General features: G+C 67.0%; 24 protein-coding genes. 17 read left to right on the plus strand and 7 right to left on the minus strand.

The features are described 5' to 3' along the window. Window positions 1-1,809 (minus strand): long-chain fatty acid--CoA ligase, encoded by a 1,809-nt coding sequence (locus tag IPM20_09305; protein ID MBK9131811.1) that lies wholly within the window; start codon window positions 1,807-1,809, stop codon window positions 1-3. Between the two features lie 231 nt (window positions 1,810-2,040). Here IPM20_09305 and xth point away from each other — a divergent pair, with 231 nt between their 5' ends. The 7 genes from xth to IPM20_09340 all read left to right on the plus strand — a co-directional run bounded on the left by xth (window position 2,041) and on the right by IPM20_09340 (window position 9,494). Beyond that, on the plus strand, window positions 2,041-2,808 hold the full coding sequence (gene xth, locus IPM20_09310; protein ID MBK9131812.1) for an exodeoxyribonuclease III: 768 nt from the start codon (window positions 2,041-2,043) through the stop codon (window positions 2,806-2,808). Between the two features lie 93 nt (window positions 2,809-2,901). Further along, window positions 2,902-4,377 carry a 4-hydroxy-3-polyprenylbenzoate decarboxylase gene (ubiD, locus tag IPM20_09315; protein ID MBK9131813.1) on the plus strand — a complete coding sequence of 492 codons (1,476 nt, stop codon included), beginning with the start codon at window positions 2,902-2,904 and terminating at the stop codon, window positions 4,375-4,377. Window positions 4,378-4,440: 63 nt separating this feature from the next. Next, on the plus strand, window positions 4,441-4,797 hold the full coding sequence (locus tag IPM20_09320; GenBank protein ID MBK9131814.1) for an MGMT family protein: 357 nt from the start codon (window positions 4,441-4,443) through the stop codon (window positions 4,795-4,797). A gap of 24 nt (window positions 4,798-4,821) precedes the next feature. Next, window positions 4,822-5,745, plus strand: a complete 924-nt coding sequence (gene dapF, locus IPM20_09325; GenBank protein MBK9131815.1) for a diaminopimelate epimerase — start codon at window positions 4,822-4,824, stop codon at window positions 5,743-5,745. Continuing rightward, the gene (locus IPM20_09330; protein ID MBK9131816.1) at window positions 5,742-6,485 is read left to right on the plus strand and encodes a DUF484 family protein; all 744 of its coding nucleotides are present in this window, start codon (window positions 5,742-5,744) and stop codon (window positions 6,483-6,485) included. The genes dapF and IPM20_09330 overlap by 4 nt, the downstream gene beginning before the upstream one ends. Window positions 6,486-6,488: 3 nt before the next feature. Beyond that, window positions 6,489-7,391 carry a tyrosine recombinase XerC gene (xerC, locus tag IPM20_09335; protein ID MBK9131817.1) on the plus strand — a complete coding sequence of 301 codons (903 nt, stop codon included), beginning with the start codon at window positions 6,489-6,491 and terminating at the stop codon, window positions 7,389-7,391. 9 nt (window positions 7,392-7,400) lie between these two features. Continuing rightward, on the plus strand, window positions 7,401-9,494 hold the full coding sequence (locus IPM20_09340) for a tetratricopeptide repeat protein (protein ID MBK9131818.1): 2,094 nt from the start codon (window positions 7,401-7,403) through the stop codon (window positions 9,492-9,494). A gap of 53 nt (window positions 9,495-9,547) precedes the next feature. On the opposite strand, the gene IPM20_09345 is transcribed toward IPM20_09340, so the two are convergent. Further along, window positions 9,548-10,192 carry a DsbA family protein gene (locus tag IPM20_09345; GenBank protein ID MBK9131819.1) on the minus strand — a complete coding sequence of 215 codons (645 nt, stop codon included), beginning with the start codon at window positions 10,190-10,192 and terminating at the stop codon, window positions 9,548-9,550. Window positions 10,193-10,348: 156 nt separating this feature from the next. Here IPM20_09345 and hslV point away from each other — a divergent pair, with 156 nt between their 5' ends. Genes hslV through ubiB form a run of 6 tightly spaced genes read left to right on the plus strand, consistent with a single transcriptional unit; the run spans window position 10,349 to window position 15,749 of the window. After that, window positions 10,349-10,891, plus strand: a complete 543-nt coding sequence (hslV, locus tag IPM20_09350; protein MBK9131820.1) for an ATP-dependent protease subunit HslV — start codon at window positions 10,349-10,351, stop codon at window positions 10,889-10,891. Between the two features lie 20 nt (window positions 10,892-10,911). After that, on the plus strand, window positions 10,912-12,231 hold the full coding sequence (hslU, locus tag IPM20_09355) for an ATP-dependent protease ATPase subunit HslU (protein ID MBK9131821.1): 1,320 nt from the start codon (window positions 10,912-10,914) through the stop codon (window positions 12,229-12,231). A gap of 24 nt (window positions 12,232-12,255) precedes the next feature. Further along, window positions 12,256-12,618: a DUF971 domain-containing protein gene (locus tag IPM20_09360; protein MBK9131822.1), complete on the plus strand. Its 363-nt coding sequence runs from the start codon at window positions 12,256-12,258 to the stop codon at window positions 12,616-12,618. Between the two features lie 21 nt (window positions 12,619-12,639). Next, window positions 12,640-13,401, plus strand: a complete 762-nt coding sequence (gene ubiE, locus IPM20_09365) for a bifunctional demethylmenaquinone methyltransferase/2-methoxy-6-polyprenyl-1,4-benzoquinol methylase UbiE (GenBank protein ID MBK9131823.1) — start codon at window positions 12,640-12,642, stop codon at window positions 13,399-13,401. A 19-nt stretch (window positions 13,402-13,420) separates the two neighbouring features. Then, complete coding sequence (locus IPM20_09370) at window positions 13,421-14,068, plus strand: SCP2 sterol-binding domain-containing protein (GenBank protein MBK9131824.1); 648 nt, start codon at window positions 13,421-13,423, stop codon at window positions 14,066-14,068. 34 nt (window positions 14,069-14,102) lie between these two features. Further along, on the plus strand, window positions 14,103-15,749 hold the full coding sequence (ubiB, locus tag IPM20_09375; GenBank protein MBK9131825.1) for a ubiquinone biosynthesis regulatory protein kinase UbiB: 1,647 nt from the start codon (window positions 14,103-14,105) through the stop codon (window positions 15,747-15,749). Between the two features lie 63 nt (window positions 15,750-15,812). Here ubiB and IPM20_09380 read toward each other — a convergent pair whose 3' ends face one another. The 5 genes from IPM20_09380 to IPM20_09400 all read right to left on the minus strand — a co-directional run bounded on the left by IPM20_09380 (window position 15,813) and on the right by IPM20_09400 (window position 21,650). After that, on the minus strand, window positions 15,813-16,391 hold the full coding sequence (locus IPM20_09380) for a DJ-1/PfpI family protein (protein MBK9131826.1): 579 nt from the start codon (window positions 16,389-16,391) through the stop codon (window positions 15,813-15,815). Between the two features lie 69 nt (window positions 16,392-16,460). Then, a complete protein-coding gene (locus IPM20_09385) occupies window positions 16,461-17,318 on the minus strand; it encodes a divergent polysaccharide deacetylase family protein (GenBank protein MBK9131827.1) in 858 nt (285 codons plus the stop codon). Window positions 17,319-17,356: 38 nt separating this feature from the next. Continuing rightward, window positions 17,357-18,700: a S41 family peptidase gene (locus tag IPM20_09390; GenBank protein MBK9131828.1), complete on the minus strand. Its 1,344-nt coding sequence runs from the start codon at window positions 18,698-18,700 to the stop codon at window positions 17,357-17,359. 103 nt (window positions 18,701-18,803) lie between these two features. Further along, window positions 18,804-20,072 (minus strand): peptidoglycan DD-metalloendopeptidase family protein, encoded by a 1,269-nt coding sequence (locus tag IPM20_09395; protein MBK9131829.1) that lies wholly within the window; start codon window positions 20,070-20,072, stop codon window positions 18,804-18,806. An 18-nt stretch (window positions 20,073-20,090) separates the two neighbouring features. Beyond that, entirely contained in the window at window positions 20,091-21,650 is a 1,560-nt protein-coding gene (locus IPM20_09400; protein ID MBK9131830.1) for a 2,3-bisphosphoglycerate-independent phosphoglycerate mutase, read from the minus strand. A 223-nt stretch (window positions 21,651-21,873) separates the two neighbouring features. Here IPM20_09400 and IPM20_09405 point away from each other — a divergent pair, with 223 nt between their 5' ends. The 4 genes from IPM20_09405 (at window position 21,874) to IPM20_09420 (ending at window position 24,619) form a co-directional block, all read left to right on the plus strand. Further along, window positions 21,874-22,299: a rhodanese-like domain-containing protein gene (locus IPM20_09405; protein MBK9131831.1), complete on the plus strand. Its 426-nt coding sequence runs from the start codon at window positions 21,874-21,876 to the stop codon at window positions 22,297-22,299. Window positions 22,300-22,397: 98 nt separating this feature from the next. Next, entirely contained in the window at window positions 22,398-22,868 is a 471-nt protein-coding gene (gene secB / locus IPM20_09410; GenBank protein MBK9131832.1) for a protein-export chaperone SecB, read from the plus strand. A gap of 23 nt (window positions 22,869-22,891) precedes the next feature. Next, window positions 22,892-23,905: an NAD(P)-dependent glycerol-3-phosphate dehydrogenase gene (locus IPM20_09415; GenBank protein MBK9131833.1), complete on the plus strand. Its 1,014-nt coding sequence runs from the start codon at window positions 22,892-22,894 to the stop codon at window positions 23,903-23,905. 30 nt (window positions 23,906-23,935) lie between these two features. Next, a complete protein-coding gene (locus IPM20_09420; protein ID MBK9131834.1) occupies window positions 23,936-24,619 on the plus strand; it encodes a nucleotidyltransferase family protein in 684 nt (227 codons plus the stop codon). Window positions 24,620-24,680: the final 61 nt, after the last annotated feature.

Genomic DNA, 24,680 nt, shown 5'->3' on the forward strand with positions numbered 1-24,680 from the left:
TCAATGTCCCGCGTAGAGGCGGTCGATCACGGTGCCGGCCTGTTCCGCGATGCGCTGGCGGCGCAGCTTGAGCGTCGGTGTCTGCAACCCGTTCTCCACCGTCCATGACTCGAGGCTCAGGCTGAAGCGCCGTATGCGCGCGTACCCCGGAAAGTCCCGCGTCAGTCCTTCGATCCGCCGCCCCGCCTCGCGGACCACGATCGGCGACTGCAGTACGCGCGGATCGTCCTGTGGCACACCCAGTTGCTGCGCCAGTGCCGACCAGCGCTCTTGATTCAGTATCAGCAGCGCGGTCAGATACGGCCGGCCCTCGCCCACGACCAGTACCTGTTCAAACAAGGGATCGGCGGTCAGCGCCAGTTCCATGTCCACCGGCGAGACCTTCTCGCCATTGGACAGAACGATGATGTCCTTGAGCCGCCCCGTGATGTAGATATATCCGTTCTCGATCTTCGCCTTGTCGCCAGTATGCAGCCAGCCCTCGGCATCGACCGCGGCCACAGTCGCCACGGGATCGTTCAGGTAGCCCCGCATGACTCCAGGGCTGCGCGCAAGCAATTCCCCCTGTGCGGTGACCCTGATCTCGACATCGCGCAGGGGATGCCCCACGCTCGCCGGCTCGTTGTCACTCAGGCGGTTTCCGCTCAACACCGGACTCGCCTCGGTCAAACCATAGCCCTGGATCAGCGGCAGGCCCAGCCCGATGAAGGTGCGCGCCACCTCGGCCGGGAGCGGCGCGCCGCCGCACACCGCGATGCGGATCCGGCCACCGAGACGGGCAAGCACCTTGCCGGCGACGAGGCGCCGCAGCAGCGGCCACAGCAATAGCGCGGGGCGCCAGCCCGCCTGCCCGTGCAGATATTGGAAGCGCGCCCATCCAGTATCGACCGCCAGACGGAACAACCAGCGCGCCAGCCCGGAGCGCCCGTCCATCTGCGTCTGAATCCGGCTGTAGACACGCTCATAGATCCGTGGAACGGAGATCAGCGCCGTGGGGCGCACCGTGGCCAGGTCCTCACCGAGCTGCGTGACCGAACGCGCGAAGGCCACGCAGGCGTTCGCCATCATGGGCAGGTAATACCCCACGGTGCGCTCCAAGGTGTGCGACAGCGGCAGGAAGGACAGGAAGGTGTCGGCGGCACTCACCGGATTGCTGCTATAACTGGCATGGGCATTCCACAAGATATTGCCGTGCGTCAGCATCACACCCTTGGAACGGCCCGCGGTACCGGAGGTGAACACGATCGCGGCCAGATCCTCCCGGCCTCCGCCCCCGCCCGCCGGCGCGGGGGCGCCGACGGCCGCCGCATCCAGCCAGTCCCGCAGCGCCTTCACACGGGCATCTTCCGCCGCGGCATCCCCGCGCACGATCACCCGACTCAAGGAAGCAGACCCGGCAAGTAGCGGGCGTATCGCCTCCCACAGCCCCGGTTCATCAAGCAACAGCAGCCGCGCCGCGGTTTCACGCAGGATATAGGCGACGTTGTCCGGGCGGTCGTTCACGAACAGAGGCACCACCACGAGCCCGAGGCTCAGTGCCGCCTGGTCCACGCATACCCATTCGATGCCGTTCGGCAACATGACGGCGATGCGCTCGCCGGGAGCCAGGCCCTCCTCGTGCAAAGCGGCACGCCAGCGCTCCACTTCCGCCGCCATCCGGGCCCAGGAAAGCTCCCGCCAGTCCCCGCTGCCCGCGTCGAAATAGCGGTAGGCCGGGGACTGCGGATTGCGCCGCACGCGCTCAAGGAACAGCTCGGACAAGGTATTCACCTCGCCGGGCAGGATCAAGTCCGGATTATCCACCGTCATGTGCTCGCCCATCTGTGTCTTTGCCCACTGACCCGAAATGCGTTCCCCTCCGTCCCCGTAGATACGGCGCCGGCCCCGAATATGATACCGGCATCCGGGCCGTCGTCATCCTCCATCTGCACGGCGCCCTGCCCGGATCCCCCCTGATACCCTGGCGACGCATTTGTATTTGCCCTTCGCCCGCGCTAGGCTGCGGAAACACGAGCCGCCGCTCGAACGAAGACCTGTCTGATGAAGATCGCCTCCTGGAACGTCAATTCACTGCGCGTGCGTTTACCGCAGGTGCTCGACTGGCTCACGGCGGCACAGCCGGACATCCTGGCCCTGCAGGAGACCAAACTGCAGGACGAGCAGTTTCCGCGCGAGGAGATCCTCGCCGCCGGCTATCAGGCGGCATACTCCGGACAGAAGACCTACAACGGCGTGGCCATCCTCACACGGCAAGCGGTAGACGATGTCCTGCAGGACATCCCCGGGCTGGACGATCCGCAGCGGCGCATCCTCGCCCTCAGTTGCGACGGGGTCCGCGTGATCAACCTCTACGTGCCCAACGGGGAGAGTGTCGAGTCCGACAAGTATCGCTACAAGCTGGACTGGCTCGCCGCGGTGACGGACTTCATCCGCGGAGAACTCGCGCGCCATCCCGAACTGGTCGTGCTGGGCGATTTCAATATCGCGCCCGCAGCGCTCGACGTGCACGATCCCGCGATCTGGGAAGGCCAGGTACTGTTCAGCCTCCCGGAGCGCGCGGCCTTCGGTCGTATGCTCGCGACCGGACTGTGCGATACCCTGCGCCTGAAGCATCCCGATGCAACGGTGTACAGCTGGTGGGATTACCGCATGGCGGCCTTCCGGCGCAACCTCGGGCTGCGCATCGATCACATCCTCGCCAGCCCGCGCCTGTGCGAACGCTGCCTCGACTGCCGCGTCGACGCGATACCGCGCGCCTGGGAGCGCCCCTCGGATCACGCGCCGGTAATCGCCGAATTCGAGCGGTAAGGCGCACGCTCGCATGCGAGAACGTATAATGAAGCGGCTTGCGCTGCCCTCCGGCCCGATACGCCGGCACAACCATCACAGGCGAGTCCTTGCATGAAATACCGCGATCTGCGCGACTTCATCGCCGCGCTGGAACAGAAAGGTGACCTGGTCCGCGTACGGACCGAGGTCGACCCGCATCTCGAAATGACCGAGATCTGCGACCGCACGCTGCGCAAAGGCGGTCCGGCGCTGCTGTTCGAACGCCCCAGGGGCCACACCATTCCCGTGCTCGCCAATCTGTTCGGCACCCCCGAACGCGTCGCGCTCGGCATGGGGGCGGACTCGGTCGCGGCCCTGCGCGAGACCGGTAAACTGCTCGCCTACCTGAAGGAACCTGAACCCCCGGCCGGCCTGCGCGACGCCTGGGACAAGTGGCCGGTGCTGAAGCAGGTGCTCAACATGAGCCCGAAGACGGTCGGCGACGCACCGTGCCAGCGCAACGTCATCGAGGGCGACGCGGTCGACCTCGCCCGCCTGCCGATCCAGACCTGCTGGCCAGGCGACGTCGCGCCGCTGATCACCTGGGCGCTGGTGGTCACGCGCGGACCCCACAAGCCGCGGCAGAACCTCGGCATCTACCGCCAGCAGGTGCTCGGGCGCAACCGCGTCATCATGCGCTGGCTCGCGCATCGCGGCGGCGCGCTCGATTACCGCGACTGGCAGGCGGCGCATCCGGGCGAGCCGTTCCCGGTCGCCGTCGCGCTGGGCGCAGATCCCGCCACCATCCTGGGCGCCGTGACACCGGTGCCCGACACGCTGTCCGAATACGCCTTCGCGGGTCTGCTGCGCGGCGGCCGCACCGAAGTCGTGAAGTGCATCGGCAGCGACCTCTCGGTGCCGGCCAGCGCAGAGTTCGTGCTCGAGGGGAACATTCATCCCGGAGACGAGGCGCCCGAAGGCCCGTTCGGCGACCATACCGGCTATTACAACGAGGTCGAGCGCTTCCCGGTGTTCACCATCGACCGCATCACCCACCGCGACGATCCCATCTATCACAGCACCTACACCGGCCGCCCGCCCGACGAACCGGCGGTGCTCGGCGTCGCGCTGAACGAAGTGTTCGTGCCGATCCTGCAGAAGCAGTTTCCCGAGATCGCCGACTTCTACCTGCCGCCCGAGGGCTGCTCCTACCGCGTCGCCTGCGTCAGCCTGCGCAAGCAGTATCCCGGCCACGCCAAGCGCGTGATGTTCGGCGTGTGGTCGTTCCTGCGCCAGTTCATGTACACCAAGTTCGTCATCGTCACCGACGACGATGTGAACGTGCGCGACTGGAAGGACGTAGTGTGGGCCATGACCACGCGCATGGATCCGGCGCGCGACACCGTCATCATCGAGAACACCCCGATCGACTACCTCGACTTCGCCTCGCCGGTCTCCGGGCTCGGATCCAAGATCGGCTTCGACGCGACGAACAAGTGGAAGGGAGAAACCGAACGGCAATGGGGCACACCCATCTCCATGGACGCCGGAACCAAACGGCGCGTCGACGAAATCTGGGATTCTCTTGGAATTCCCGGCGGGGACTAGATCCGGTCTCCCCCCGGCAACGTCGGCTGTCCGGAGCCAGGCGCGCGAGGATGCCGGTAAGCGATGACGACTTATCACCGCCCGCAGGGCAATACCTATGAACGGATCTACGCGGCGGTCAGACGGATCCCCTGCGGGCGCGTTGCGACGTACGGGCAGATCGCCCGGCTCGCCGGTATCCCGCGTCAGGCTCGGCAGGTCGGCTACGCGCTCCATGCCCTGCCGGCCGGGAGCGATGTCCCGTGGCACCGCGTCGTCAACGCCAGCGGAAGGATCAGCCGGCGCGCAGAATCGTATTTCGAGCAGATCCAGCGCGGCCTGCTCGCGCAGGAAGGCGTCGCTTTCAAGTCGTCCGGTGATATAGCGCTGGATCGTTTTCAGTGGAATCCGGCACAAAACTCATCGGAATGGGGCTCGTAACCGCGCCTCCGTCGCAGTCGTCCGATGCACGGGCTGGCGCTGCACACACCCGGACAAGCTTGCTATACTGCGGGCACATTCCCTGAGAACGCCGCCTGTATCGTGCCGACCACCAACACCAGCCTGCTGTTCAGCAAGATGCACGGTCTGGGCAATGACTTCGTCATCATCGACGCCGTCAGCCAGCCCGTTTCGCTCAGCCCCGAACAGATCCGCTATCTCGCCGACCGCCACGTCGGCATCGGTTGCGATCAGCTGCTGCTGGTCGAACCCGCGGGCGATGCGCGCGCCGACTTCCGTTACAGGATATTCAATGCCGACGGCAGCGAGGCCGGACAGTGCGGCAACGGCGCGCGCTGTTTCGCCCGCTTCGTGCGTGAACACGGCCTGACAGAGAAAGACCGGCTGGTGCTGGAAACGCGCAGCGGACTGTTGCGTACGCAGCTGCTGGACGGCAACCTGGTCACGGTGGACATGGGGACTCCGCGCCTCGATCCCGCCGTCGTGCCCTTTGTCACCGATCAGCCCGGACCGGACTATATCCTCGACATCGACGGCGAGCCGGTGGAGATCAACGCGGTTTCCATGGGTAATCCGCACGCCGTCCTGCGGGTCGACGATGTCACCCGCGCCCCGGTGGAGCGGCTCGGCCCCCGGCTGGAACACGACCGGCGCTTTCCGGAGGGCGTAAACGTCGGCTTCATGGAGATCGAGGATCGCACACATATCCGCCTGCGCGTCTTCGAGCGCGGCGCCGGTGAGACGCTCGCCTGCGGCAGCGGCGCCTGCGCCGCCGTGGTCGCCGGCCGTCTGCGCGGCCTGCTCGACCCGCGTGTCGCGGTGGAACTGCCGGGCGGCAAGCTGTTCGTCGAGTGGGAAGGCGGCGACGCCAGCGTCGCCATGACCGGACCCGCCACACTGGTATTCGAGGGAAACATCGCCTTATGAACACATCGCAGACCGGCGCCGCGGGCGACCTGCCGATACTGACAGCACAGAGCGTCGAGGACTATCTGCGCCGCCATCCCGATTTCTTCCAGGGACGCGACGACCTGATCCGCGCGCTCACCCTGCCCCACCCCACCGGCGGCGCCATCTCGCTGGTGGAGCGTCAGGTCGCGCTGCTGCGCGAGGAGACTCAGCGCTACCGCGCCCAGCTACAGGAACTGGTTCAGATCGCACGTTACAACGACGAACTCATCGCGCGTCTGCAACAACTTACCGTAAAACTGATGGACTGCACGACGCTGGACGAGGCCCTCGCCCTGCTCGAGACAGGCCTGCGACAGGACTTTCACGCCGACGCGGCGACACTGCGCCTGTTCCCGGCCTCCGGCCTGGCCCGCTTCGATGCCGATGCGCTCGGCTTCCTGAACGTCGAGGCAATCGAGCCGGACCGTCTGGCGTCATCGCTGCAGCCGATCCTCACCGCCGGCCGGCCGGCGTGCGGGCACCTGCCGAACGAACAGCTGGTGCAACTCTTCCCCACGACCGCGGGCGAAATCGGCTCGGCGGCGCTGCTGCCGCTCGCCGGAGGCGCCGGCGAGCCCGTGGTTGGCCTGCTCGCCATCGGCAGCCGCAACGCTGAGCGTTTCACGCCGGAAATGGGCACCACGTACCTCAACTACATGAACGAACTGATCGGGCGCAAACTCGCCGCCTGCCTGCGCGACGCGGCGCCTGCCTGAGTCATGGAGCGCTCCGGCTGGATCACGCGCTTCCTGGAGAGCCTGCGCGTCGAACGCCGGCTCTCCCCGCATACCCTGTCCGCCTACCGGCGCGACCTCGCCGTTCTCGAGACATTCTGCGCCGCGGAGCGCATCGCGCACTGGAACCAGCTGACTGCGCATCACATCCGCGCCCTGGTCGCGGCACAGCACCGGCGCGGTCTCGACGGCCGCAGCCTGCAGCGCCTGTTGTCCGCCCTGCGCAGCTTCTTCGAATATCTGCTCGGACAACAGGAATTGGGACATAACCCGGCGACCGGTATCCGCGCCCCGAAATCGCCGCGCCGCCTGCCGAACGCCCTCGATGTCGATCAGATGAGTCGCCTGCTCGAACTGCCCGCGGACGGGCCGCTGGCGCTGCGCGATCGCGCCATCATGGAATTGTTCTACTCCTCAGGCCTGCGCCTGTCCGAACTGGTCGCCCTGGACCTCACCGATCTCGACCTGAACGACGGCACCGTGCGCGTCACCGGCAAAGGCAACAAGACCCGGGTGGTACCGGTCGGACGCCAGGCGTGCGCGGCGCTCAGGGCCTGGATCGATCAGCGCCTGACCATCCCCGGTCCAGACCCGCGGGCGCTGTTCATCGGGCTGGCCGGACGGCGCACGACTGCGCGCGCGGTACAGTCCCGCATCCGCTTCTGGGGACGGCGCCAGGGACTGGAGGGCGCGCTCCATCCCCACATGCTGCGCCATTCGTTCGCCAGCCATCTGCTCGAATCCAGCGGCGACCTGCGCGCCGTACAGGAGCTGCTCGGACATGCCGACATCTCCACCACCCAGATCTACACCCATCTCGACTTCCAGCACCTCGCCGAGGTCTACGATGCGGCGCATCCGCGCGCGCGCCGGCGCGGACGTGCCTGAGACATCGCCATGAACGAGGCGACGCCGGACAAGGGACAGGCAAGTGCCTCCGTCCCCGCCCTTATCCACCAGGCGCTCGTGCTCAGTCAGCAGCGCCGGCTGCCCGAGGCGGAACAGGTATTGCGACGGGCGCTGATGCTGGCGCCAGGCAGCTTCGACGCCCTCCATCACCTGGGCATCCTCCGCTTTCAGGCGGGCGACAAGGATGACGCCCTGGGATTTCTGGCGCTTGCCTGCGAAAAAGATCCGCGTAACGCGCTCGCCCAGTACAACCGCGGCATCGTGCTCGAGGCGCTGGCGCGTCCGAACGACGCCCTGGGCTGTTACGACCGCGCCATCGCACTCGATCCCGGCTTTGCCGTCGCGCTGTTCAATCGCGGCCAGCTCCACCGGAAGTCGGGGCGCAATCGCGAGGCCTTGGCGGACTTCGAGCGCGCGATCGCCCTCAAACCGGACTTCGCCGAGGCGCACAATAATCGCGGGAATACCCTGCAGGACCTGGGGCGCCATCAGGAGGCCTTGGCGAGCTTCGACGAGGCGATCCGGCGCAAACCCGACTTCGCCCTGGCCCACCTCAACCGCGGCGTCACCCTGCGCGCACTCGGGCGCGCGCAGGAGGCCCTCGCGATCTTCGACCGGGCGGTCGCTCTCATGCCCGGCATCGCCGAGGCGCACGCCAACCGCGGTATCGTCCTGCGTGACCTCAGCCGCCCGCGCGAGGCGCTCGAGAGTCTCGACCGCGCCATCGCCTTGAAAGCGGACTTCGCCGAGGCGCACAGTTACCGCGGCCGCGTCCTGCGTGACTTCAACCGGCACGCGGAGGCACTGGAAAGCCTTGATCGCGCGCTCGCCCTGAAACCCGGTCTCGTCGAGGCGTACCTCGACCGCGGCGGCGCGCTGCGCGCCCTCGGCCGCCTGCAGGAGGCGCTGGCGGCGTATGACCGTGCGCTCGCGCTCATGCCCGATCTCGCCGAGGCGTACAACAACCGCGCACTCGTCCTGCGCGACCTCAACCGTCACCCGGAGGCGCTGGAAAACCTCGCTCGCGCGCTCGCGCTGAAACCCGACTCCGCCGAGGCCCACAATAACCGGGGCAACGTCCTGCGCGACCTGAACCGGCCGGCCGACGCGATCGCCAGTTACGAACAGGCGATCCGCCTCAAGCCGGACTTCGCCGAGGCCCACATGAACCTCGGCATACAGAAACTGCTGCTGGGCGATTACGCGGGCGGCTGGCCGCTCTATGAGTGGCGGCGGAAAACGAATCAGTTCGCGGAGTGGAGACGGGAGTTCACGCGGCCCGAGTGGACGGGCGAACAGTCGATCGCCGGCAAGACCGTGCTGCTGTACGCGGAACAGGGCCTGGGTGATGCGATCCAGTTCATGCGCTATGTCCCGCGGATGGAGGCCCTGGGCGCCACGGTCCTGCTGGAGATCCCCGCGCCCCTCGCCGCGCTGGCGGCCACGCTGCAGGCCCGGGCCAAGCGGATCATCAAGGGCGAAACGCTGCCGGACTTCGATCTGCAGTGTCCGCTGATGAGCCTGCCACTGGCCTTCAGGACCCGCGTCGAGACCGTCCCGGCGGAGATACCCTATCTCGCCGCCGATCCACGCAAGGTGGAGGAAGCCCGCGCGCGGCTCGGCGCCCGATCGCGCACGCGGATCGGACTGGTGTGGTCCGGGTATGCCGGACACCGGAATGACCGCGATCGCAGCATCGCGCTGCGCCGTCTGGAACCGCTGCTGCGGCTGGACTTCGAATTCCACTCGCTGCAACGCGAGGTCCGGCCGGACGATCTCGCCGCGCTGGCAGAATTCGCCCAAGTCCGCTCGCACCAGGATGAACTCAGAGACTTTTCGGACACCGCGGCCCTGCTCTCCGCACTGGACCTGGTGATCAGCGTGGACACCTCCGTCGCCCACCTCGCCGGTGCCCTGGGCAAGACCGCGTGGGTCCTGCTGTCCACCCGTCCCGACTGGCGCTGGATGACGGAGTGCAGGGACAGCCCGTGGTATCCGTCACTGCGCCTGTTCAGGCAGCAGCGACCGGGAGATTGGGACGGCGTGATCGGAGAAATCATCGAGGAACTGCAGCCCTTGTGATTGAGGCGGTTCGCGCGCGCGGATCGCTCGGCACCGATCGCCGGACCCATGCGCTATCGGCCCCCGCCCAGATCACGCACCTCACTCTCCACCAGATCCAGCAGTTGCCGCGCCCCGAATGACGACAGCGGCTTGCCGTTGACGAAGAAGGTCGGGGTCTGGGTGACGCCGGCGGACTGGGTATCCGCGAGGTCCTCCGTCAGAACGACGTCAATCGCCGGAATGGCCGCATCGGCGCGGGCGCGCACGAGATCGAGACCGGCCGCGCCGGCGATGTCCCAGGCCAGGGCCAGGTCGGGCGCGCCATGAATCGCCCATTCCGGCTGCCGCGCCAGCAGCGCCTCCAGTACCGGCTCGAACAGCGCCTGCATCCGCGCCGCCTCGAGGATCCGCACCGCCTCGTCCGAACCCTGATGGAAAGGGGTATATCGCATGACCAGGCGCACGTCTCCCGGAAACATCGCGAGGATCTGCTTCAGGACAGGGTAGAAGCTCCGGCAGGCCTCGCAGGCGGGATCGAAGAACTCGACGATGGTAACCGGCGCCTCGGCGGGGCCGAGCACCGGCGAATACGGCCGCACGAGGACCCCGGAGTCGGGCGCGGCCGTTTGCCCGGTCCGGTTGTGGCGGTCATACGCCATGACGGCGGCGATCACGGCCGCGAGGACGGCGACGATGACGACGGGACGCTTGAACATGGAATTCCTCCGGCACATGGGAACGGGCGACACGCCCGTGAGACTCAGTATATCGGATCGACACCGGAGACCGCCCGCCGGCGGGTATTTTCTGGCCTCCGCCGCCTTGGTGTACAATTGCCGGTTCCACCGCCATTCAAGCACAGGGGACGGATCTTGGAACAATACCACGGCACCACCATCCTCTCGGTGCGCCGCAACGGCCGGGTGGTGATCGGCGGCGACGGCCAGGTCTCGCTCGGCGCCACCATCATGAAGGGGAACGCGCGCAAGGTGCGCGGCCTGTACAACGGGCGCGTGCTGGCCGGATTCGCGGGCGGCACGGCGGACGCCTTCACCCTGTTCGAGCGCTTCGAGGGCAAGCTGGAGAAGCATTCGGGCAACCTCGCCCGTGCCGCGGTGGAACTGGCCAAGGACTGGCGCACCGACCGCATGCTGCGCCGGCTGGAGGCCCTGCTGGCGGTGGCGGATGCAAAGGACTCGCTGATCATCTCCGGCAACGGCGACGTCATCGAGCCGGAGCACAGCCTGATGGCGATCGGCTCGGGCGGCTTCTACGCCCTGGCCGCCGCGCGCGCGCTGCTGGAAAACTCCGCGCTGGACGCGCGCGCCATCGTGGAAAAATCGCTCGCCATCGCCGCCGGGATCTGCGTGTACACGAATACCAATGTCACCATCGAAGAACTGGCCGCGGGCTGATGTCCGCCGGTAATACGCCTATGTCAGAGATGACCCCGCGCGAAATCGTCCAGGAACTGGACAAGTACATCATCGGCCAGGGCGCCGCCAAGCGCGCCGTCGCCATCGCCCTGCGCAACCGCTGGCGGCGCATGCAGGTGGCCGGCGAGCTGCGCAATGAGATCACGCCGAAGAACATCCTGATGATCGGCCCGACCGGGGTCGGCAAGACCGAGATCGCGCGCCGCGTCGCGCGCCTGGTCAATGCGCCGTTCATCAAGGTTGAGGCGAGCAAGTTCACCGAGGTCGGCTACGTCGGGCGCGACGTCGAATCGATCGTCCGCGACCTGGTCGATGTCGCCATCAAGATGACGCGCGAACTGGAGATGAAGCGTGTACGGCACCGCGCCGAGGATCTGGCGGAAGACCGCATCCTCGATATCCTGCTGCCGCCGGCGCGCGGCGGCGAGGCCGAGAGCACCGAGAGCGCCACGCGGCAGAAGTTCCGCAAGAAGCTGCGCGAGGGCGAACTCGACGACAAGGAAATCGACGTCGAGCTGAGCATGGCCTCCGTCGGGGTGGAAATCATGGCACCGCCCGGCATGGAGGAGATGAGCAGCCAGCTGCAGGGGCTGTTCCAGAATCTCGCCGGCCAGCGCACCCGGAAGCGCCGCCTGCCGATCCGCGAGGCCTTCAAGCTGCTCACCGACGAGGAGAGCGCGAAACTCATCAACGAGGAAGAGATCAAGACGCGCGCGCTGGAGGCCGTGGAACAGAACGGCATCGTGTTCCTCGACGAAATCGACAAGATCACGCGCCGCTCCGACACCCAGGGACCGGACGTGTCGCGCGAGGGCGTGCAGCGCGACCTGCTCCCGCTGGTCGAGGGCTGTACCGTCAACACCAAGCACGGCATGGTGAAGAGCGACCACATCCTGTTTATCGCCTCGGGCGCCTTCCACCTCAGCAAGCCCTCCGACCTGATCCCGGAGCTGCAGGGCCGGCTGCCGATCCGCGTCGAGCTCGACGCCCTGACGGCGGAGGACTTCGTGCGCATCCTGACCGAGCCCGACGCCTCCCTGACCGATCAATACCGGGCACTGCTCGCGACCGAGAACGTCGCCGTCGAATTCGCTCCGGACGGGATCCGGCGCCTCGCCGAGATCGCCTGGCAGGTCAACGAGCGCTCCGAAAACATCGGCGCGCGCCGCCTGCACACCGTCATGGAACGGGTGATGGAGACGCTGTCCTACGAGGCCTCCGACCACCCCGGCCAGCAGATCCTCATCGACGCGAAATATGTCGATCGGCACCTCGGCGAGCTGGTGGAGAACGAGGACCTGAGCCGCTACATCCTGTAGGGAAACGGACCACGGCCGAACGACATGACCCAGCTGCCCAGACCGAGCGAGATCCGCCTGCACCAGAAATCGCGCGTGCTCGAGGTCGCCTTCGACGACGGCGCCCGATTCGAGCTGCCCTGCGAGCTGTTGCGCGTGTATTCCCCCTCCGCCGAGGTGCGCGGTCACGGGCCCGGTCAGGAGGTGCTGCAAGTCGGCAAGGAACACGTGAACATCAAGGCCATCGAACCGGTCGGCACCTACGCGATCAAGCTGGTGTTCGACGACGGTCACGACAGCGGACTCTACTCCTGGGATCTGCTCTACCGTCTCGGCGCGCAACGGGACGCATTGTGGGACGACTACCTGCAACGGCTGGCGCATGCCGGACACGTGCGCCAGCCCTGAGAGCCGGCGCGAGAACCCGCCATGAAGCCTCCAGTCGACAAGTCGGGTCACACCCACTTCGGTTTTGAACAGATCCCGGCGGCGGAGAAGGTCGCCCGCGTGCGCGGCGTATTCGATTCCGTCGCCGGTCGCTACGACCTGATGAACGACCTGATGTCCCTCGGCGTGCACCGGCTGTGGAAACGGTTCACGATCGATCTGGCCGGCGTGCGGTCCGGCCAGCGCGTGCTTGATCTCGCCGCCGGCACCGGCGACCTGTCCCGGCGGCTCGCCGCGCGCGCAGGCGCCGACGGCATGGTGGTCTCCGCCGACATCAACGCGGCGATGCTCGGTACCGGACGCGACCGCCTGCTCGACCACGGCGTGGCCGGCAACATCGAATATGTGCAGGCCAATGCCGAATGCCTGCCCTTCGCGGACAACAGCTTCGATCTGGTCACGATCGGCTTCGGCCTGCGCAATGTCACCGACAAGGTAGCCGCGCTGGCCTCGATCCACCGCGTGCTGAGGCCGGGCGGACGCCTGCTGGTGCTGGAGTTCTCGCGACCGACGCTGGCGCCGGTGGCGCAGCTCTATGACCAGTATTCGTTCAAGGTGCTCCCCCTGATCGGCCGGCTGGTGGCGCGGGACGAGGCCAGCTACCGTTATCTGGCCGAGTCGATCCGCATGCATCCGCCGCAGGGCGAGCTCAAGACGATGATGGAGAATGCCGGTTTCGCGCGCTGCGATTACCTCAACCTCTCCGCCGGCATCGTCGCCCTGCATCGCGGTTACAAACTCTGAAGCGGCGCGAGACCGCCCCGTGAGCCTGCGGACACTCTTCACGACCACGGCGCTCGGCGCGCTTCAGTCGACGCTCAACCGCGCGCTGCAACTCGACCCGGCCACGCTCGACCGCCTCGCCGGCCTGTCCGGCAAGGCGGTCGAGCTGCGTCTGCAGCCGTTCGACCTTCGCTTCTACATGCTGCCCGGCGCGGGCGGCATCGATCTCGCCGCCGAACTCGAACGGGCGCCGGACGCCGTCTTTTCCGGCACCCCGCTCGGCCTGTTGCGCGGTGCGCTGGACCGCGGCGGGCGGCGGGAGCTGTTCGGAGACGATCTGCGCATCGAGGGCGATACCGAGCTGGGACGGCGCATGAAAGGCATCCTCGACGGTATCGACATCGACTGGGAGGAGCAGCTTTCCCGCCTGGTCGGCGACGTCGCCGCGCACCAGATCGGCAATCTCGCGCGCGGACTCGGCCGCTGGTCGCGCGAGGCCGGCGCCGGCATGGCGGACAACCTCGGGGAGTACCTGCACGAAGAGGCCCGGCTGACGCCGCAGCGCCGCGAGGTGGAGGAATTCATCGCCGCGGTGGATGTCCTGCGCACCGACGCCGACCGGCTGGAACAGCGCATCGCGCGCCTGCAGCGCCGCCTGGACCGGGATGGAAACGGAGGCACTCCATGAGCCGGCGACCGAACCCTTCGGACGCGGCGCCATGATGCGGATCCGCCCGGGTCAGATCCTGCGCCTGCTGCACATCAACCGCATCCTGATCAAACACGGTCTGGACGAGATCGTGTTCGCGACCCATCTGTTCCGGCCCGTCCGCTTCGCACTCTATCTGCTGCCGTGGAACTGGTTCCGGCGTGCGCGCGCCCCGCGCGCCGTGCGCCTGCGCCTGGCGCTGGAGGAACTCGGGCCGCTGTTCGTCAAATTCGGCCAGATCCTGTCGACCCGGCGCGACCTGCTTCCCGACGACATCGCCGACGAGTTCGCCCGCCTGCAGGACGACGTCGCGCCGTTTCCCGGCACGATCGCGCGCGCGATCGTCGAGCACGCCTACGGCCAGCCGCTCGACGCGGTGTTCGCCGCCTTCGACGAGACGCCGCTCGCCTCCGCCTCGATCGCGCAGGTGCACGCGGCGGAGCTGCCGGATGGCCGCACCGTGATCGTCAAGGTGGTGCGTCCCGGGATCCGCACCGTCATCCGGCGCGACGTCGGGCTGCTGCACACGCTGGCGGAACTTGCCGAGCGTTACTGGCCGGAAGGACGGCGCCTGCGCCCACGGGAAGTGGTGGCCGAATACGAGAAGACCATCCTGGACGAGCTCGACCTGATGCGCGAGGCGGCCAACGCCTCGCAACTGCGGCGCAACTTCGCGGAATCACCCCTGCTGTACGTGCCTGAGGTGTACTGGCCGCAGACCCGCGCGAACGTGATGGTGATGGAGCGCATCTCCGGCATCCCGATCAGCGACATCGCCGCCCTGCGGCGCGCGGGTATCGATCTCAAGGCGCTGTCCGAGCGCGGCGTCGAGATCTTCTTCACCCAGGTGTTCCGCCACAATTTCTTTCACGCCGACATGCACCCGGGCAACATCTTCGTCTCACCCGAGGGGCGCTACATCGCGGTGGACTTCGGGATCATGGGCGCGCTGAGCCCGGAGGACCAGCGTTACCTGGCGGAAAACTTCCTCGCTTTCTTCAATCGCGACTACCGCCGCGTGGCGGAATTGCACGTGGAATCCGGCTGGGTGCCAGCCGGCACCCGCATCGACGAATTCGAGGCCGCGATCCGCACGGTATGCGAACCGATCTTCGAACGTCCGCTGAAGGACATCTCCTTCGGGCGCCTGCTGCTGCACCTGTTCCAGACCGCGCGGCGTTTCAACATGGTGATTCAACCGCAACTGGTGTTGCTTCAGAAGACCTTGCTCAATATCGAAGGGCTGGGCCGTCAGCTGTATCCCGATCTGGATCTGTGGCACACGGCGAAGCCGTTTCTGGAGCGCTGGATGAGCGAGCATGTCGGCGTGTTCGCCCTGATAAACGCCGTGAAGACCCGCTTTCCCCACTGGCTGGACAAGCTCGCGCAGCTGCCCGATCTGGCGTTCGATACCCTGCAGCGGGCGCACGACGAGAAACTGCGACTGGAATGGCATTCACCCCAGCTCGATGAACTGCGCGGCGCGGTCCGGCGCGCCAACCGGCGCACCGTGGCGGCGGTCACCGGCAGCGGACTGCTGATCTGCGCCGCAGTACTGCTCGGTGGAGACAGCGGCGCGCATCGCATGGCCGGGTTGCTGAGCGGCGCGCTTGGCGCCGCCATTCTGCTGTGGGTCTGGCTGCGGTCAGGTCGGGATTGAGCCGCCTGTAAGGGGACAGAATTCAACTCTGTCCCCTGCTCGCGTGTCCCCTTTCGCGAAGTATTAGCGGGTACTCGGCCCTGAGTCCCGGGGCTCCCGAACCAGCCCCGCCTCCACCCGATCACGCGTCTCGTGCCCGGCCAGGGTTTCGATCAGGCACAGGGCGAAATCCATCGCCGTGCCCGGTCCGCGCGAGGTGATGACGCGGTCGTCACACACCACCGGCTCGGCCACCGGCTGCAGGCGCGGGACGGCAAGTCCGTCCAGCGTGCCCGGGTAGGCGGTGGCGCGGCGGCCGTCGAGCAGGCCCGCGGCCGCGAGCACCTTGGGCGCGGCGCAGATGGCGGCGGTATATTTCCCCGCGGCGGCCATGCGCTGCAGCAGGGCAATGATGCGTGCATCAGCGCGCAGGTGGTCGGCGCCGGGTAGGCCGCCGGGCAGCACGATCATGTCGTAATCGCGCCGCAGCGCGGCGTCCAGCGTCGTATCGGGAAGTAACCGGGTGCCGCGGCTGGCGCGCACCGGGCCATCCTCAAGCCCCGCCGTGATGACCTCGATGCCGGCCCGGCGTAACAGGTCGATCACCGTCACCGCCTCGAGTTCCTCGCAGCCCTGCGCCAAGGGAACCAGTACGCTCGTCATGAGAAGCCCCCGCTTGGGTATCCGAACGGTACCGGGGACGGACTTAAGTCCGTCCCCTTCCCTTATGACCTAATTGGCGTTGCTGATCAGCCGTGCCGGATACTCGGCATCGGCGGCGGGCGACCAGGTCTTCGATGCGACCACGGTGCGGCGCTCGTCGTCCAGCAGGCGCCGATAGCGGATCAACTGGGAGACGGGCAGGAGCTCGATGCCGGCCTCGCGCAGGCGTCCGAGATTCGCCTCGAGAAATGCCAGCGTCTGCGGATGCGGGTGCCCGATCGCGACGGCGGTGCCCTGCCTCCGGGCCGTTTCGATCAGGCCGTCGAACTCACGGGCAATGGCGTCATCGTCCAACACCGCGTCGAGAAAGATGTCGCGCCGCACCGTCGGCACCCGGTTCTCGCCCGCCACCCGGTACGCGACGCTGAGGACTGACGTGAAGCTGTCGACGAAATACAGGCCGCTGTACTGGCGCAGTTCCTCCATCAGCCATCCCATATGGCCGCGCGACTGGGTCAGCAGGCTGCCCATGTGATTGTTGACGCCGCTGACATAGGGCACGGCAAGCAGGTCACGGCGCACGGTGTGGAGGAATTCGCGCCGGGTCATGGTCGCCAGCAGGCCGCCGTCGTCGTTCAGCGGGGTGCCGACCGCCTGCATCGGCAGGTGCAGCATGACCTCCTTGCCCGCCTCGTGCGCCAAGGTGGCGAGGTGACGGGCATGGGGCGTATTGGGAAGAAAGGCGCAGGTTACCGCGCCCGGCAGCGTCACGACGCGGGCGCCGGCACCCAGACGATTGCCAAGATCATCGATGATGATGCTCACCGCGGGTGGATAACGGGGGAGATCCTCCCCCGCCGCGACACCGCCCAGCAGGCAGGCGAGCGGCAGCAGGAAGATACCGGCGATGAGAGCGGCGGGTTTCAACAAACCTCGATCATGCAGTCGCCCATCGGCGGACGGCCTTACTGCGCGCCCTTCAGGATGGTCAGCCCCTTGAGCAGGTTGAGCGCCTCGTAGAGCTGATAATCCTCGCTGGCCAGACTCGCCTTCGTTTCGTCTCCGGCGGCGCCTGTAGCCGGCATCTCCGGCGCCCCGGGCGCGGCGCCGCCCGGTCTGGAACCTTCCCCGTTGACCAAATGGCGGCTGAGGTCGGCCTCCTTGATGGCCGCGAAGTCGGGCTCCTCGACCGCCGCCAGCCTGACGTTCTCCAGCGGGATATCCGGCACGATGCCCTCGGCCTGGATCGAACGGCCGGACGGCGTGTAATAGCGCGCGGTGGTCAGCTTCAGGGCGCTGCCGTCGTTCATCGGCAGCACGGTCTGGACCGAGCCCTTGCCGAAGGTCTTGCTGCCCATGATGAGTGCGCGCTTGTGATCCTGCAGCGCACCGGCGACGATCTCGCTGGCCGAGGCGGAACCCACATTGACCAATACCACCATCGGCGCGCCGTTGAGCAGGTCGCCCGGGGCGGCCGGAAACTCCACGCGCGAATCCTCGCTACGTCCTTCGGTATAGACCACCAGCCCCTTGTCCAGGAAGGCGTCGGAAACATCCACGGCGGCATTGAGCACGCCCCCGGGATTATTGCGCAGATCGAGCACGAGACCCTTGAGCTGACCGCCACCTTCCTTCTTAAGGGCATTAACCGCCTCGACCAGGTTCTCGCCGGTGGCCGCCTGGAACTGGGTGATGCGCACATAGCCGAAACCGGGCTGCAGCATGCGGCTCTTGACGCTCTTCACCTTGATGACGTCGCGCGTGATGACGGCCTTGATCGGCTTGTCGTGCCCTTCGCGTACGATCGTCAGCGTGATCGACGTGCCAGGCTTGCCGCGCATCATGTCGACCGCTTCCTTGAGGCTCATACCCTTCACGGGGGTGTCGTCGAGACGGATGATCAGATCGCCCGCCTCGACGCCGGCGCGCTGGGCGGGGGTGTCGTCGATCGGCGCGATGACCTTGACGAAGCCGTTCTCCATGCCGACCTCGATGCCCAGGCCGCCGAACTCGCCGGTGGTCCCGACCTGCAGCTCCTCGTAGGATTCCGCATCGAGATAGGCGGAATGCGGGTCCAGCCCGGCCAGCATGCCGCGCACCGCATTGTCGATCAGTTCCTTGTCGTCCACGGGCTCGACATAGTTGTTCTTGATGTTGGCGAACACGTCAGTGAAGGTGCGCAATTCCTTGAGCGGGAGCGGCGCGGGCGCCGCCTCGCGCTCCGCGAACACGCCGTGACCGATGGTGAGCGAGACGCCCAGTATCAATCCGGTAGCCAGGATCAACACGTAACGCGCTTCAATTTTCATTACCCACCTCCATGATCACGGTATCGGCCGCACCGACGGCAATTCGAACCCGAGGCATACTTTAGCAGAAAATCATCGCCACAGACCGGAAATAATACCGTCATCAGCGCGTATCGGCACGGCACCAGCGCAGCGGATTGTCCGGCACTCCGTTGTGGCGGATCTCGAAATACAGCCCGGCCGAATCCTGGCCGCCACTGTTGCCCACCGTCGCGATCGTCTCCCCGCGCTCGACCCACTCGCCGACGTTCTTGGCGAGGCTCTGATTGTGTCCATACAGGCTCATGTAACCGTCGCCGTGATCGACGATGATGAGGAGCCCGAAGCCGCGCAGCCAGTCGGCGAATGCCACCCGCCCGCGATAGATCGCCTTGACCTCGACGCCTTCCTCGGCGCCGATCATGACGCCGCGCCAGGTCAGCGAGCCCACCTGGCGCGCGGAGCCGTAGCGGGCGGTGATCTTGCCGCGCGCCGGCCAGGACAGCTTGCCCTTGTGCGTGGCGAAGGGCGCCGAGTCGCCCGGTCCGGCAGGGCGTTCCGCCGGTATCTCCGCCAGTGCCCGGCGCAGCTTGATGAGCAACTCCGACAGGTTGCGCTCGTCCTGCAGCAAGGTCTCCAGCTTCTGCTGCTTGGTCTTGATCTCGCCGTCCAGCTTGACCAGGACCTGCCGGCGCGAGGTGCGCGAGTCGCGCAGGGCCTGCAACTGCCGTGTCTGTTCGCCGTGCAGCTGCTCCAGCGTCTCCGCCTGCTGGGCGATGGCGTGCTCGAGGACGCCGATCTCGGCCAGCCGATGATCGATCTCCTCGATGCGGGCGGCGCGCGCGCGGTTCAGATAGTCGTAATAGGTCAGCATGCGGCCGACCGAGGAGGGTTCCTGCTGGCTGAGGATGATCTTCAGGTGCCCCTCCCGGCCCATCGCGTAACCGGCGAGGATCTGCTGCGCCAGGATCCGGCGCTGATGGTCGAGCGCGGCGTTCGCCTCGTCACGCCGGGCGCGCAGGCCGCGCAGCTCCGCGCCCTTCTGCTCCAGTTCCTTCTTCAGCTTCTTGAGCGACTGGCTCAGGCTGCCGATGGATACCTCGGAATCACGCAGCTGCCCGCGCAGCTCGGACTGCTTGCCGCGCGCCTGGTCGAGCGAGGTGCGCAGGTCCTTGATCGTCCGGCGCAACGCTTCCAGCTTGGCGGCCTTCTCCTTCTCTTCCGCGCCCGACGCGGCGCCACCGGCGGAACCGGACGCGGCGGATGCGGGCGGACCGCCGCAGCACCAGAACAGCGCCAGCATCAGCAGCGTGTATGCCAGCGGTCGCCGGCGCAAGGAAGCGGAGTGGAAGGTGCCGGCGGGGGATGTCGCGGCGGATGAAGGCGTGGGCATCACCCCGGCACTATAATCTCAAGGCGCGGCGAGTTCCACCATGGAGCGGCCGCTCATCTCAGGGGGCGGGTCGAGACCCATCAGGTAGAGCATGGTGGGCGCGATGTCGGACAGCGCGCCTTCGTGCGCGATGCGCGCCGGCCGGCCGACGTAGACGAACGGCACCGGGTTGGAGGTATGCGCGGTGTGCGCCTGTCCGGTGCTGTCGTCGCTCATCTGCTCGGCATTGCCGTGATCCGCGGTCACGATCATCTCGCCACCGACCCGGCGGAGGGCGTCGTAGACGCGCCCCAGGCACGCGTCGATAGTCTCGATCGCCCGCACCGCGGCGGCGAGCTTGCCCGAATGGCCGACCATGTCGGCGTTGGCGTAGTTGCAGATGATGACGTCGAAGCGCTGGCTGTCGATCGCCGCCACCAGCTTGTCGGTGACTTCGACGGCGCTCATCTCGGGCTTGAGGTCGTAGGTGGCCACCTTGGGCGACGGCACCATGATGCGTTCCTCGCCGGCGAACTCGCGTTCCTCGCCGCCGTTGAAGAAGAAGGTGACGTGGGCATATTTCTCCGTCTCCGCGATACGCAGCTGCCGCAACCCGCGCGCGGCGATGTATTCACCGAAGCCGTTTCGGATCGTCGAGGATGGGAAGGCGACCGGGACGGTGAAATCCTTGCTGTATTCGGTGAGACAGACGAACTCGCCCAGACGCGGCCGCGCGGTGCGCTCGAAGGCGTCAAAGGCGGGATCGGTAAAGGCCCGCGTCAACTGGCGCGCGCGGTCGGCGCGGAAGTTCATGAACAGAATGACATCGCCGTCCTCGACCCGCACCGGCGTCCGGTCAGCCGCCGCCACCAGCGTCGGCTTGACGAACTCGTCGGTCTCGCCGCGCGCATAGGCCATGTCCAGTGCCTCGCGCGCCGATCCGGCGCGGTAGTCGGCGCGTCCGGCGGCGATCAGGTCGTAGGCCAGCCGCGTGCGTTCCCAGCGCTGGTCGCGGTCCATGGCGTAATAGCGCCCGACGATGGAGGCCACGCACCCCGCGCCCGCGTCCCGGAATACCTGTTCGACGCCCTCGAGATAGGCCGCTGCGCTCTTGGGCGGTGTATCGCGCCCGTCCAGAAAGGCGTGCAGATAGACCCGCTCCCCGACCCGGCTGACCGCCGCGCGGATCATCGCGTGAATATGCTCCTGGTGGCTGTGGACGCCGCCGGGAGACAGCAATCCGAAAATGTGAACCGCGCGACCGGACTCCGCCGCCTTCGCGAGCGCGCCGCGTATCACCGGGTTGGCCTGGAACTCGCCGCTGGCGATCGCGCGGTCGATGCGGGTGATTTCCTGGTAGACCACCCGGCCGGCGCCCATGTTCAGGTGGCCGACCTCCGAATTACCCATCTGATCCGCGGGCAGGCCCACGTAGTTGCCGGAGCCCTGGATCAGTCCGTGCGGATAATCCCGCCACAGGTGATCCCAGTTGGGTTTGCGCGCCGCGAGGATGGCGTTGTCGCGCGGGTTCTCACTGTATCCCCAGCCGTCGAGGATGATCAGGGCCAGCGGTCTGGGGCGTTTCGTATCTGCGTTCATGGCTCCAGTTTAGACCGAGTTTAATCTTTCATCTACACGACTATATATAGGCGGACGTGGCAAAGACAACCATCTGCCTGAAACAAACGCGGATTATTATACAACCGTGGGCGCAAGGAAACGCCCCCGGCGGGGCGGCGGGTGGCCGCGCCGAACCAGATCGACTAAGCTATCCGCCACCCCGTCCCGGCCGGGACGCACCCGATAACGGATCATTTCCCCGATGGATCAGATTGGCGCGTTCATCCTCAATCACTGGCTGTTGTTTCTCTCGCTCGTGTTCATCCTGGCCCTGCTCGCGGCGAGCGTCGCCAAGGACCGCCTGCTCGGATTCAAGGAAATCAAGCCGGCCGAGGCCGTCGAGATGATTAATCACCAGGACGCGGCCGTGCTCGATGTGCGTGAACCCGGCGAATACTCCGGCGGACATATCCTCAACGCGGTCAACATCCCGCTGAGCGCGCTGGAAGAACGCCTCGGTGAGCTCGCTGCCTGGCGCGGACGGCCGGTCGTCGTGTACTGCCGCACCGGCCCGCGCGCCGCGCGCGCCAGCGCGCTGCTGCGCCGAAACGACTTCGCCTCCGTCACCAAACTCTCCGGCGGAATACTGGCCTGGGAGAGCGCGGGCCTCCCCGTGAACAAGGCCTGAGAATAGAACGGCGCCGGCCAACATGCTAAGGTAGCCGGGCTCGAAAACCGTCGGCGCCGGGCTTGGAATATCGTGGAATCATTACCGAGGACCCCTTCATGTCGGATGAAAACCCCAGACAGTTCGCCATCAAAAAGATCTACTCCAAGGACATCTCCTTCGAGACGCCGAATTCGCCCCAGATCTTTCATGACGAGAAGAAATGGGCCCCCGAGGTAGACGTCAGTCTGAGTAACCGCAGCGGGGCGATCGGCCAGGACGTCTACGAGACCATCTTGTCGATCACGGTCACCGCCAAGCTCGACGGCAAGGTCGCCTATCTGGCCGAGGTGCACCAGGCCGGACAGTTCTTCATCAAGGGAATGCCGGAGGAAGAGTTGCGCGAATTGCTCGGCAGTTACTGTCCGAACCTGCTGTTCCCCTTCGTCCGCGAGGCCGTCGCCAGCCTGGTCGTCAAGGGCGGATTTCCCCAGCTACTGCTCGCCCCCGTGAATTTCGAACTGCTCTATGCCCAGCACATGAAGGCCATGAAGGAGCAGCAGAAGGCGGCGCCCCAGACCGGGCACTGAGGGCAGCGGCCCGGTTCGCCGACATGAGCGCAGACGACGCCCCTATCCTGGTGATCGGTGCCGGATCGTGGGGCACCGCGCTCGCCATCCTGCTGGCCGGCAACGGCAGTCGCGTCCTGCTGTGGGGCAACGAGCCGGCGCAGATGGCGGAACTCGCGCGCCGACGCCAGAATGTCCGGTATCTTCCCGGCATCGCCTTTCCTGATCGGCTCGAAATCGCGTCCGACATCGCGCCCGCGCTGGCGCGCGTCCGCGATGTCCTCATCGCCGCCCCCAGCGCGGCATTCCGCGCCGTGGTTCGTTCCGTCATTCAGCACCGGCCGGGCGATGTCCGCATCGCCTGGGGGACCAAGGGTCTCGAGCCCGGCCGCGGCCGTCCCTTGCATGAACTGATCGAGGACGAATGCCCCGCGCGGCCGCCGCTGGCGGTGATCTCGGGCCCGACCTTCGCCGCCGAGGTCGCGCGCGGACTGCCCACGGCCGTCACCGTGGCGACGAACGACGCCGACTTCGCCGCTGCGCTCACCCGCCGTCTTCATAACGACTACTTCCGCGTCTATACCTCCACCGACATCGTCGGCGTCGAGATCGGCGGCGCGGTCAAGAACGTGCTGGCGATCGCGGCCGGCATCGCCGACGGGCTCGGCTTCGGCGCCAACACCCGCGCCGCACTGGTGACGCGCGGCCTCACCGAGATCATGCGGCTCGGCGTCGCGCTCGGCGGACGCCGGGAGACCTTCATGGGCCTGGCCGGACTCGGCGACCTGGTGCTGACCTGCACCGACGACCAGTCGCGCAACCGCCGCCTCGGCCTGGCGCTCGGACGTGGACAGGGTTTCGCGCAGGCCAGCGCCGAGATCGGGCAGGTCATCGAGGGCGTGCAAACGGCGCGCGAGGTCGCCACGCTCGCGCGCGCGCACGGCATCGATATGCCCATCGCCACCGAAGTGCACCGCGTGCTGCATGAAGGCAAGGATCCGCGCGCGGCCGTAAAGTCCCTGTTCGGGCGCGAGCAGAAGGCGGAAGATTTCTCCTGACGTGATGCCTCGCCACAGAAGGTTGCCGTCATGAAGGCGATGATCCTGGCAGCCGGGCGCGGCGAGCGCATGCGCCCGCTCACCGACGCGGTGCCGAAACCGCTGCTCGAGGCGGGCGGTCGCAGCCTGATCGAGTACCATCTGCTTGCCCTGGCACGGGCCGGTGTCACCGATATCGTCATCAATCACGCCCATCTCGGCGCGCAGATCGAAGCCCGCCTGGGTGACGGCGGGCACTACGGCGTCCGTATCGTCTACTCGCCCGAAGGCGAGCGCGGGCTGGAAACCGGTGGCGGAATCCTGCGCGCGCTGCCCCTGCTCGGCGCGGAACCGTTCATCGTGGTGAACGCCGACGTGTGGACCGATTATGCGTTCGCAGGCCTGCCGCGCGCGCCATGGACGCTGGCGCATCTGGTGCTCGTACCCAACCCCGGGCATCACCCGGCAGGGGACTTCACCCTCGCCGACGGCCGCGTCGGCAACGACGACGCCGGGCCGCGCCACACCTTCAGTGGCATCGGTGTCTACCGGCGGGAGCTCTTCAATGGCTGCGCCCCAGGCGCATTTCCGCTCGCGCCGCTGCTGCGTACCGCCGCCGCGAGCGGCGAGGTGAGCGGTGAACTCTACGCGGGCAGCTGGATGGACATCGGCACACCGGAACGGCTGGCGGAGCTGGATCGGCGGCTCAGTGGACGAGGGGACGGATTCGGTTGAGTCGGGAACGGATTTAAATCCGTTCCCTTAAGGGCAGCGGGTGGATAAGGAAGGGGGACAG

The organism is Gammaproteobacteria bacterium (assembly GCA_016716465.1).
GTDB lineage: Bacteria > Pseudomonadota > Gammaproteobacteria > SZUA-140 > SZUA-140 > JADJWH01.